This is a genomic window from Chryseolinea lacunae (genome assembly GCF_016735595.1).
Taxonomy (GTDB): domain Bacteria; phylum Bacteroidota; class Bacteroidia; order Cytophagales; family Cyclobacteriaceae; genus Chryseolinea; species Chryseolinea lacunae.
Genome location: NZ_JAERRB010000004.1, coordinates 123368 through 134921, shown reverse-complemented (window position 1 = coordinate 134921; position 11554 = coordinate 123368). Strand labels below are relative to the sequence as shown.

At 45.8% G+C, this 11554-nt stretch carries 11 protein-coding genes; all 11 read right to left on the bottom strand.

Annotation, left to right across the window (positions count from 1 at the left end; genetic code table 11):
• Position 1: 1 nt before the first annotated feature.
• Positions 2-691: a glycosyltransferase gene (locus JI741_RS13405; RefSeq protein ID WP_202010239.1), complete on the bottom strand. Its 690-nt coding sequence runs from the start codon at positions 689-691 to the stop codon at positions 2-4.
• Positions 692-775: 84 nt separating this feature from the next.
• Complete coding sequence (locus JI741_RS13400) at positions 776-1972, bottom strand: hypothetical protein (RefSeq protein ID WP_202010237.1); 1197 nt, start codon at positions 1970-1972, stop codon at positions 776-778.
• Between the two features lie 38 nt (positions 1973-2010).
• Entirely contained in the window at positions 2011-2865 is an 855-nt protein-coding gene (locus JI741_RS13395; RefSeq protein WP_202010234.1) for a glycosyltransferase family 2 protein, read from the bottom strand.
• A gap of 24 nt (positions 2866-2889) precedes the next feature.
• Positions 2890-3579 carry a glycosyltransferase family 2 protein gene (locus JI741_RS13390; RefSeq protein ID WP_202010232.1) on the bottom strand — a complete coding sequence of 230 codons (690 nt, stop codon included), beginning with the start codon at positions 3577-3579 and terminating at the stop codon, positions 2890-2892.
• A gap of 25 nt (positions 3580-3604) precedes the next feature.
• Positions 3605-4306 carry a methyltransferase domain-containing protein gene (locus tag JI741_RS13385; protein ID WP_202010230.1) on the bottom strand — a complete coding sequence of 234 codons (702 nt, stop codon included), beginning with the start codon at positions 4304-4306 and terminating at the stop codon, positions 3605-3607.
• The gene (locus JI741_RS13380) at positions 4303-5076 is read right to left on the bottom strand and encodes a polysaccharide deacetylase family protein (RefSeq protein ID WP_202010229.1); all 774 of its coding nucleotides are present in this window, start codon (positions 5074-5076) and stop codon (positions 4303-4305) included. Before JI741_RS13380 ends, JI741_RS13385 begins: the two co-directional genes overlap by 4 nt.
• Before the next feature lie 63 nt (positions 5077-5139).
• Positions 5140-6288 carry a glycosyltransferase gene (locus JI741_RS13375; RefSeq protein ID WP_236676088.1) on the bottom strand — a complete coding sequence of 383 codons (1149 nt, stop codon included), beginning with the start codon at positions 6286-6288 and terminating at the stop codon, positions 5140-5142.
• A 38-nt stretch (positions 6289-6326) separates the two neighbouring features.
• On the bottom strand, positions 6327-6950 hold the full coding sequence (locus JI741_RS13370) for a class I SAM-dependent methyltransferase (protein WP_202010225.1): 624 nt from the start codon (positions 6948-6950) through the stop codon (positions 6327-6329).
• Between the two features lie 42 nt (positions 6951-6992).
• Complete coding sequence (locus JI741_RS13365; protein ID WP_202010223.1) at positions 6993-8270, bottom strand: flippase; 1278 nt, start codon at positions 8268-8270, stop codon at positions 6993-6995.
• Between the two features lie 101 nt (positions 8271-8371).
• Positions 8372-9148: a nucleotide-diphospho-sugar transferase gene (locus tag JI741_RS13360; RefSeq protein ID WP_202010221.1), complete on the bottom strand. Its 777-nt coding sequence runs from the start codon at positions 9146-9148 to the stop codon at positions 8372-8374.
• Positions 9149-9488: 340 nt separating this feature from the next.
• Positions 9489-11498, bottom strand: a complete 2010-nt coding sequence (locus tag JI741_RS13355) for a hypothetical protein (RefSeq protein WP_202010219.1) — start codon at positions 11496-11498, stop codon at positions 9489-9491.
• Between the last annotated feature and the right edge of the window lie 56 nt (positions 11499-11554).

Genomic DNA, 11554 nt, shown 5'->3' with positions numbered 1-11554 from the left:
GTCAACGCAAAATTCGAATAACCAAATGACGAAACGTTCTTATCCGTAAGAAAATTTTAGTAAACAGAGAATTTTTGCTTTTCCCTCCCGTCTCCGACACATTCCCACCATGACGGCGATATAGAACAAGGGGCTCATACACAAAACCGATTTTGAATCTCCATTCTGCCAGCATGGCTATCCAAAAGTCATGCATGGGAATAGTTCTCGGAAAAGGCAAAGCCAGTTCAACAATCTTTCTGTCAAATGCCATGCAGCACCCAATGTATGAGCTGGTCCGCAGAAAGTTTTTTAAGAATCCTGGGCGTGCGTTCACCTGTCTAAAATAGGATGCGCTTATGACCTTCAAGCTTTCATCCACTATACTACAATCACTTACCACTAAATCATGATCCTTCAGCATGAGCATCATTTTATTCACCCTTCCGTCCAGCCACACATCGTCTTGATCCGAAAGAAAGATGTAATCTCCCTTGGCGTGTTGTATCGCGTTCTGAAAATTAAAAATAGGGCTTCGAAACTTCTGCTCTGAAAGAATAATAATTCTTGGATCGTTAATCGCCGCCGCTCTTGACACGGTGCTGTCGATCGATGAATCGTCTGAAATTATCACCTCGTCGTCGTGCGAAAGCTGAGACAAAATGGACCGAAGTTGCGTCTCAATATATTTCTCACCATTATAGGTGGCCATGCAAACAGAAATCATGACAGAAGAAAAAAATAATTGTTTGAATACACTTGATTCTGAAGCATAAGCAATTTCATTTTTTTACCATCAGGTTTGTGGTGCAATTTCGCTTTCAGGCACAGCAGAAGCATCATACTTCCTCAAAACGCTAAACAAAAGAGGATACACAAGCTGAAAGCTCAGGCCCGTGAAAGCATACATGTTATCGAAGGTATTGAACAGCACTACCGTATTTAAAAGCGCGAGCCCCGTAACATAGTATCGGCTTCTCTTTTTTAGCACATAGAGATAGGACAAGGTAGTAGCCAAAAAGAAAACAAAAATCAAACATAGACCGAGCCATCGCTCATAAACGTAGGCGCGTGTATAGAATGTCCCAACCGTTAACCAAGGAACTATCAACGGCGGCGACTGGCTCTTTACGTTCATTGATTTGCTGATGCGTTTGGATATAAAATCCGGAAGTAACTCAAACGTAACAAACGGCACCCAGCCTTCTTCTGATTTCGCGCTGTAGATGGAGTTTTGAAGATTGGCCATCGGTGATGAAATGTATAAGTAGGGCCAAATGTAAGGTTTGGGCACGAACGACTTCTTAAACTCAGGGGTGGCCCTGCTCTCCCGGAGCATAAATTCTGTCGAGATTGTTTTTCCCTTTGTCTGTCGAAGGTTTCCCATGATACCAAACAAGAAAAAAACAATCAGGATAAGTATCACGATACTCACCACCACGCTGGTCTTGATCGTTTTCAGACTCAGGATATATACAAACAGGCACGATGCGAGCATCATAATGAACATGCCTCGGTTCACAATCAGCAAGGATGGCAGCATATTCAAGGCCCATATAACGAATCGCCGAAGGGAAAAACCAGAGATCAATTGATGAAACACGTGCACGGCAAAGAAGCCATTTATCGTTGCCAGGAAAACGTGAAATACTGGAACTCCAAAATCTCTATAATCATAGTTTGTGTTGCCGTTCAAAATCTCTAAAAACGGAACTCCCTTGTTGTAGACAAATTCCAGGCAATAGCCCATCCATATCAACAAAGTACACACCCCAATCCTGCCCGACCACACGATAGGTTTGTAGTCAATTCTTTTGCTCTGGTCCAACACCAATGCCGCTGCAAAGGCCACCACAAAAGTAAAGGCCATAAACAAAAACAAATTGATGCTTAACCTGGGATAAAGATCCGACCACCCCAAAGCATAGACACTCAGCACAACCGTGAAGCTGAAAATGTAAATGCAAAATGGATTGGCGATGATCTTATTCATAGTCTTACTCCTCTAGTTCAACAAAACACATTCATTTATCAGACTTCAACAAACGGACCCAGCTTGCCTGATCTAAAATCACGGACAGCCTTGACGATCATTCTGACACGCTTCATTTTCTGATCCTCAAACAGAATTTTAACTACCTCGTTCACCACAAAACTAACAAAGTGTCTCCTGAATTTAAGATACTTCCGGGAATACTTGGCATATACGTAAAGTCCGTTCCGAAAAGCATAGTAGAGGCGAATCGGCGAGTGTGATGAAAACGCAAAGCGCCTGATCCACAAGTTCACCTGGACGACATTGCCGGGCCGATGGCGAATGTTAAGTTCGTTGTCCTGGATAACCTGGTAGCCAAAATCCTGAAGACGAAGGCAAAATTCATGATCCACGTGATCGATAAACAATTCTTCCATAAAACCACCAACTTCTTTGTGCGCATTCAGATTCACCAGGTTGCCCGACGTCATGGTAAACTCCATAGGCTGATATCTACTTGTCACTCGCGAATTCGCTGTTGGATAGCGAGGAGCAACGATGCCAATTTTCCCTAGTTTATTGACGAACCCCTCTGCCAGCACGGAGACAAAGCCAGGCACAAGTCGTGTATCTTGATCCATGGTGAGTATGCATTCAAAGCCCTCCTGTCGCGCCAGTTCACATCCCCTGTTCAAAGCGTGCGCAATTCCCTTATTGCCTTTGTTATTTATGTATGCGACTGCTACTTCTAGAGCACACCTCCGTGTCAATTCCTCATTATAAACAACCGAGTTGTCGATGACATAAAGTTTTGAAATTTGCTGCCTGTATGTCTCTATGGTATCCCACACATCACCACCCGGGTTATACAAAACAACGACGCCTGCTATGGATGAATATGAGGGATGCATGAGTGTTTCTTTAAAGGGAAAGGCTTAGCGTGCAAATTTCGCTTTCATGAACTGCAGTGTGTAATAAAGCACTGAAAACACGTAGTAAATCGGGCCAAAATTTTTATTCACAATGGCCAGCGATTCACGAACTTTGAATTTGGCACTCACTCCCCCTGGCAAAGCATAGGCAATAAAACTGCTGTCAAACAAGAAATCTACACCCGCCTTCAACATCCGTTGATTCAAATCAAAATCGGCATAGGTTCTAAAACGCAAGTCGAAAGGTGAAGAGGGGAATAGCTTCTTTTTTATCAATAGCGCCTGGTGGTGTAGGGTGTTTCCCAATCGCAACCGAAAATCGGCCGTAGCCCTGAAGTAGCTCTTATCATCCATCATGACACGTCCATAGATGGCATCAGCTTTTTCAAACGATTCCCGCTGCGGCAAACTCAGCAGCGTATCGCCGGCCCCGAGAAACAGGATAAAGCTATCATCGTTTGCCTTATTCCATCCCTTGTTGAATGCATCATAAATTCCTTTGTCGGGCTCGCTCACCCAGAAGTGTAGATGAGCGGCGTACCTCTGAATGATGGCCTGCGTACCGTCCGTGCTGCCACCGTCGATTATAATATACGCGCACGACCCACCGTGCTCAATCACACTGGCAATGGTGCTCTCAATATATTTCGCTCCGTTATAGACGGCCGTGATGATGGTGATTTTTGGTTCCATGACGATATCTTTTAACGTCTTTGCGTCATTTTAGCTTGTGTGCCAATATGCCAATGATCAGTTCATAGCTCGGGTCGCGGAATGCCAATTCGCTTTTTGTTATTTCTGACGACGACAGTCCCTCAAGACTTGCAATTGCCGCCAACACATTTCCGTAGGTAACAACCTGCACGTTCTCCGAACCAAAAACATCGCCAAACATTCGCTTCGCCGACTCGCCTGTGAAGCGCCAGTAGTCGCCCCAACGCGATGCGTCAAACGTGGAGATCTGTTGTATGCCGGAAACTGTGGCAACCAGATATCCTCCTGGTTTCAGTAAAAAATGTGACCCCTCAATGGCGGCCTTGAAATCATAAATAAAATTATAGGTCTGGGTGCATACAAAGCAATCAAATTTTTCGGCCGGCAGTGTTTCCTTTCGGGTAAGATCGCCAATAAAGGAATTCGTACCCCGATCTTCGTTATAGTGAATGACGTGGCTTTCCGACAGCCGCTCAGCGTGCCGGGCCAGGTACATTCGATCCGCTACTTCCAAAGCGGTGCCGCTAATTTTGTCCGCACACTCCCGCACAAATTCGTCGATGTAATATCGATGAACCGACTGATCTCCCCGGTCATAGCCAAACATATCGGAGATTGGTTGCGTGTGTCGCAGGTCTTTCCAATTGGTTGTATTGAATTTTCGATTGATCCCCTTCAACACGTTGAGCGCAATTTTTGAAATCATAGTGATACAGTTTTTATGGCTCTACTCATTTTTTGTTTCAGGTATAAAAGCAATTGTCTTTTCAGCACGAATCGCATCCAGTTTTTCCTGGTCACGTCCTTCTCAACATCGATGGAGACTCTAAAAAAATGATTTCCGTCCGGTTGCCTGAATCCTTTGGTATCAAAAAGAAATTGATATCCCAGGCTGTCCTTCATAAACTGATCGAAGGCAGCGTAGTGGTCGGGGGCGAGATAGGGGTATGCAAAACATAGCGGACGAGAAAACAAGGCTTCGTGCTGTTTTGGAATGGTTAATTGTTCTTTCACAATGTCGTTCATTATGTCGGCGTTGCGCACTTGATAGTGACTTCGCGTGTGAAAGCCTATGTGCACACCCTGGTCTTTCAATTCCAGAATTTCAGCCTTTGTCAGGAAAGTCCTTTCGGTTTCACGCTTGGGACGAATGGTGGAAATGTAGAAATCCGGATTATCTAACGGGTCTGTCAGAACGAATAGCACATAGGGCAATTTGTTTGCTTGCATGTATGGCTGAAGCACACTATGTACCACGCGAAACCCATCATCAAATGTAAGAAGTATCTTCTTCCTGCCGTCTTCCTTCAAAAAGTCATGCAGGCCAACAAAGGCGTATCCGTGTCGTCGAACCCAGCGAATAAAATCGTCGAATTCATCAACCGTAGGATATCGATAGTAGTCCGCCACAATGTGATTGGGTTCGCCGACGAGGTGTCCATAGACGATAAATTTCTCTGGCAATCCCCGTTTCATAAGTCGAAACGGAATAGCCGACGCCGCGAAGTCAAATATGGTTTGCCGAAGGGTTTTCGTAAGCTATGAGGTTAAGCACTGCTCGTACAGCGCGTTGATTTTTATAAAATTTCTTTCGGTGAAATTGTTCCTGGCGGTTTCATAGTTGTCGGCCTTGCTCTCGGCCGACATCAAACGACTGTTTCGAACAGAACTCATGGCTTGCGTGAGTGCCTCTTCTGAATTTTCAGGAATCACATACACATTTTGCGCATTGATGATCTTGTTTTCGAAAAGGGGATTAAAATAAAGCACGGGCTTATTCAGCAACCATGCCTCAAACACCGGTCGTGGAAAGTGAGGTGATGCAGCCCAAAACAAAAGAACGTCTGCTTTCGCAATGTAGGCTTCCGGATTGCTCACCCTTCCAAAAAAGTTGACGCGATGTTTCACACTCGGAGCGTTGAGGAGATCGACCATTTCATCGCGGTAGTCGTCTCCGTCTACTGCCGCCAGCTCTTCGCCTTGAAGACGCGGATCAGCACACCCCAGCACAAGCAGTTCCACATCGGCGGCGGTTTTCTGTAGCGACTTCACGATCGTCATTCCGCCCTTGAGACTGAATAGTCCTCCTAAAATAATGATCCTGAATCGCAGTTCAGATTCTGAGCCCGAATCCGCTACAATTTTAGAGGCTCCTTGTTGAAATTTTTCCTTGTGAACATAGTTGTAGATCACAACGCTTTTCGCAGCGCGCGTGCCCAGCAATGCAAACTCATGCTCACTTATAAAGATAATAAACCGCACTGTGGCATTGGCCGTGGCGCGGATCAACGCCCGCCGGATGCCGAAATAGCCGGAGACAACATTCTCCCGGACATGATATATAGTGGGCACACCAAAACTTTTGAACAGCAGCGTGTAAAGTACAAGATTTGAACTATTTAAATGAACAATATCAGGACGCAACGATCGCACGATCCGCAGCAATCCCAAAAAGCTCACGACCGTCATGACCAGCATCTTAAAAAAAAGGAAAGCATGCAAGGGAGTGGCGCGGTAAAAAAAAACTGTATTGTGATTAAACACCGTCAGCCGAGTGACACGCGTTTTAGCACCAATAGCGTCATAAACTTTTGCGACGGTGTCGTTGGGGCACACTACCGTGCAATCATATCCCTGATTGAGCGCGTCCACCACCACTTCGCGGAGGCTCACCACCGATCCGCCCATGGCCAGGGCATGTTGCAAATACAAAATAGAGGGTTGCCTCATTCCTTCTTTAAGATAAAGAATCGGTGCCATGAAATTTCATAGACACAAAACTCATTCTCTATGCTAAAGCCCGCGTTCCGGATGTCGTTCCGGATGCGTGACACCGGGTAGTTTTTGTTGGATATATTCCAATAGTGTTCGCCATCGAACTTCCACTCCAACGGCTTCCATCGCGGCAGGGTCCACAGAAATTTAATCTCGCCGATGAGGGGCGCCTGAAGATTGAAACGATAGGCGCGGTGAAGATCGGGCAACGAAAGGATCAGATGACCCTTCACCAGGCGTCGAATCTCCTTGAGGGCAGGCAAGAAGTTTTCGTAGGGCAGGTGCTCCAGCACCTGACAGCAAAGCGCCACATCAAAGGAGTTGTCAGGCAGGGGGATCGACAACACAGAGGCGACAATGTCTGGCCCCAGGTTTGGATCAATGTCTATCGTGGTCACTTCGGTTCCGCTTTTCTGGAGCACGAATTTCACCACACCACTGCCCGTGCCTATCTCCATGATTTTGCCGGGCTTGAGCCTCAGCGCGGCGTCTATCTGATGCCAAAAACTATTGAAACGCGCCTTGTCGTTATAGTTAAGATCGTAATAGGTAGTGTGTTTGACTTGTACATTCATAACTACAGGAACTAATCCTTTAGAAATTTAATATTAAAACCATCAATTCACCTTATCCAGGTTGCTGAATCCGCGGATTAATCGCCGGGGAGTTTTCCACAGGTTAAGCGAGTTTGTGAGCTGCACAAAGACGGGGCGGGTCTTTCGCTTGAGCAGCAGACTGAAATACGAAGCATAGGCGTAGGCGATCAGTGTAGCAATGGCGGCACCATTCAATCCCAGATAGTCAATCAACACAAAGTTCAACAGCACGTTGATGATTGCCGCAACGATGTAGCTGTACATCCGGAAGGTTTGAAGGTTTTCGGTTACAATCCACTTGCTGCTGGCCACTCCCAAAAATACAAATACACCCGACCAGATGTATATCGACGTAAGGTCGCCTGCCGCAGCAAACGATTCACCGAAAATTATTCTCACAAAAATACCCGACAGAAAAGTCATCGGCACAGCGATGCAAACAGAAATAACAATCATGAGATCATACAACCATTGGAGCCGGTTGAGGTACAAATACTCACTTGTTTGCTTCGCGCTCACAATGGCAGGAAACAACGAAGCACAAATGGCCACCGGAATAAAATTCCACATTTCGCTTAGTCGAACAGCCACGCCATAATATCCGTTCGCTTCATCGTTCAGTATCCATTTGATCATCACCTGATCGATCTTCATGTAGACCGACACAGCCATGGATGCAAAGATGAGTGGCCATACATTTTTCAGCAGGTCTTTTGCCAGCGTGAAATCGAACTTCCATGCCAGTGGACTAAACCCGTTGCGAAAGTAAAAAAAGATCGCGCCCACGGCCACGATAAAAAAGTCGAGGGTGTAGGTCCAGGCAAACCATTCGAGCGAGGCTTCGGTTAGCACCAACGTGATGCGGTATATGGAGATGATGGCCAGCGCCGAGATCTGGCTCCAGACCAGATATTTTGACCACACCTTTGATTGAAAGAAATACTCAATGATCCGGAAGGATTCAAACAGGGTTCCTCCTGCCACAATATAGATTAATGTTCGTGTCTTCGCGTCGGCCGTGGTTACTTGCGCCAGAACGATGAGCAGCACAAAGATCAGCAGGGCGGCAACGATCTTCAGCGTGAAGGCTGTGCCCAGAATCCGGTCACGCTTTTCCTCATGGCGAATCAGTTCCCTAACCAAAATCGATTCCATTCCCAAGTCGCCAATAACCGAAAAAAGTGTGACGAGGCTGATAACGTAGTTTAGCAGTCCATATTGTGAAGGTCCCAGATAACGGGCCACATAACCGCCAATGAAAAGACCGGCTACCAACCGCAGCATTTTTTCAGCAAACATCCACCCCGTATTGAAAAAATATTTTCGCACGCCGGGATGTGCCGAAACGACTTTAAGTTTTTCTAGGAGTTGCCGATGGTTTGCTTTCAAGAGGCGGGACTTTATTGCGGCAGGTATGCCCGAACGCGGGAAATTAATTTTCGCCAACGCGAATCCTGTGAGCGTTTGTAAAACAGTGCATCAAATTCTCTGTCGACAACTACGATCGGATTTTCCTTTGCGGGTGTTTTCAACTCATAACGCGCGATGGTTCCCAGTGTAGACTCTTTTTTTGTGTGGGTGGCATCCTGTGTGAAACCAATATTCGACACCAGGTTGACGGCTGGATTTAGAGAAAGGCCGGAATTCACCAGCTTGCAAAACGTCCATTGATAATCCCACGTGTCGATCTTGTTGTCATAGACAAGGTCGCAAATTTGCAATCGCGTGTTAACCTGCCTTTTGTCAACAAGAATGTCTGCTATTCTTTGTTTTGTATCTGGATGGTTCCACAATTTCATCTCAACATCATACCGTTTCCAGGCCCGCTTCCAGGTTGCCCAACCCCAGATGGCGCCGTAGTAGGAAAAGAAATAATCGCTCGCGCCTTCATTCCATTTCTCCAAAAGATTCGTGCCACTAACCTGCATAATTCTTTCATCGTCGCGATAGCGCGACAACATGTCAGCGCAAAAAGTGAAAAAGCTCGCCGACGGAAGACAATCATCTTCGAGGATAATTCCTTCATCTACCTGCTCGAAAAACCAATCGATGGCGCTGCTCACTGCTTTTCGACAGCCAAGGTTCTTTTCTCTGAACAATGTCTGCACGGTGCAATCCCAATCAATATCCTTTATGATAGCCCGTGTCAATTCACACCGCTCTGCATCGGTGGGCACATGGGCGCGGGGGCCATCGCCGGTAACGAACAAGCGCGCGGGTTTCAACTTCCTGATCTCGTTGAACACCAAACGGGTCTGACCGGGGCGGTTAAACAGTACCAATAATATAGGCGTGGTGAATGACGTCATCGAAAAGTTAGTTTATGGAAACGCCTGGCCTTTTGACCGCGTTATTTTTGGACAAATTCCATGCATCAATATTCAAGATTTTAGCTTGCAAAAGTAGCGCTTATTTCGGCATTTATCCAGTAGATGCTTTGAATTGCCCGCCGCCGTCCTGCGATCCAAATCGCCTTCGTTTTTAGCTTGCTGACCGGCATCATCCCAGACATCAAGGTTATTCCGACCTAATCTTTCTACCCGTATCAATGATGGTGTTGATTCCGTCATAAGAAACACGCAACACTATAGTATAGTCGCCACTTGCCAATACACCTTTTGGTAAATGCAACACAAATCCACTGGAATCATATGCTCCGCCATATGAATTTGAGACATCACGTCTGAATTCATTCCTCGGAACAAATGATCGATTTCCGGCCGCCCCCTTGAGAATAATATCCTTGGTCACAAGTGTCGACGCGGCGTTGGGCACAAAAACCCAACCCCGAATGTATACACCGTCTGGGCTAACCTCAGCGACATCGAGATAGAAGCTTTGATCTGTGGGAATAGCTTTGAACGCACAACCTTGCTCCGTTACGACAGCGACGATATCAGTATTTTCAAACGCCGTGGAACCCGGGTGTTCGATCAGGAAGCCCACCCGATATTCTCCTTCATCCAGGCCGCCACAATCTTTTATCAAACTAAAGCCCGAATCGGCAACATCCTGATCGAACGCAATGGCTACATCGTTTCGGAGATGTGCTACCGTTTTGAAAACATAGGTCTTCGTCTCGCTTTTAAAGACAACTAATGTTTTCATCGAAGCGGTGTTCCGACCCTCTACAAACGCCCATCCGTTGTCGATGAATAACATGTCTTTTCGGGGTTTGAATGTAAAATTATATTTAATATTATCTGTCGGCATAGGCACCACACGATCAATTTGCTCAGACTGCATATCGCTATAGAAAAATGACGGCATTGCAAATACGCCCAGTGTCTTGCTTGTCGCCAGAATATCGCCGGCATCGGCATGGCTAAGCAGCGACAAATAGCTTAAAGAGTGTTCTTCGTTATAGTATACCGCGCCATGCTTTAACTTGTCAAAACGAGTTTGAATGTCGGGCATGCTTTTCCTGAAGGCAACAACATAAAGCACTATCGACGTCAATATCACAGCAACAACGATAACGTACTTTTTTGCATTTTGTAGAATATCAGGAATCAACATCAGGTATAAGACCAGCACTATCAGTTCGGAATACAGTCGATAACGCACGGCCATGGCCTGCTCCACACCAAAGCCAGCACGCGACAACGAAACAACACAAGAACTCAGAACGAGAAATGTTAACATAAAAAACAATAGCGGCTGTTTGTCGAAATATCTCTCGGCAGTCAGATAGACAAAGACAACTGTCAGAAGAAACCCAAGGAACACAGAGAGCGAAAGATTGCCCGTGATGCATCCAAGCAACACAAAGAAATGAGAAATCAATTGATCCGGTTGACGGACAACTGTTTGCATTGGATCAGGATGACCATCAACAGCAACATATCCTTTGCTGTACAAAAGAATAGCAATACCTGCCAGTACGCCCCACATTAATAAAAACTTGACGGGGTATCTTCTAATGATCAACCCTAGAAGTCCTGTTGCGAATGTTATCATGCCATTTCCGCTCGTGAAGGTTGCCAGCAGTGCCAGCGCACAGGCAAAAGCAAAATCGCGTGCGGTCATTTTTTCTGAGCGAAACAGAAAGTACAGAGCTGCCAGGCTAAATAAGACCACACTAATGTTCTGAACCGAAGCCATTGCCCAAAGAAAATTTTCATGGGACCCAACGCTAAACAAAAGGAAGGGGACCGGCAAAAAAAACCACCATTCCCCAGCCACGATTTCCTTGAAGCATTTCACAAACAGCAAGAACACCACCAACAGCGACAAGTTTCCTGCGACAATGAAAAACCTAAAATCGATTTTTCCCCAAACCGCCAAGTTCAACAATGTGACAATCCGATTAAAAAAGATCCGATGTTCATTGTGCTGCGAAAACAAGCTCATCCATTTCGTTGCAAAATTCTGATCGGTCCTAAAATTATTGGCAAATCTTAAAACGCTTCCATAGTCGTCCCAGTCGGGTATGTTGAGCCCATATTTGTAGATCACAACAAAATGTATCGCCACAACGGCAATCGACACAAGGAACACAATTTTAGCAGCGGTAATCTTCTTCATCGGGCAATCATTTCAATTGTATTTAGTAGTCACAAGGTTCGATTTCTCCAAATAGA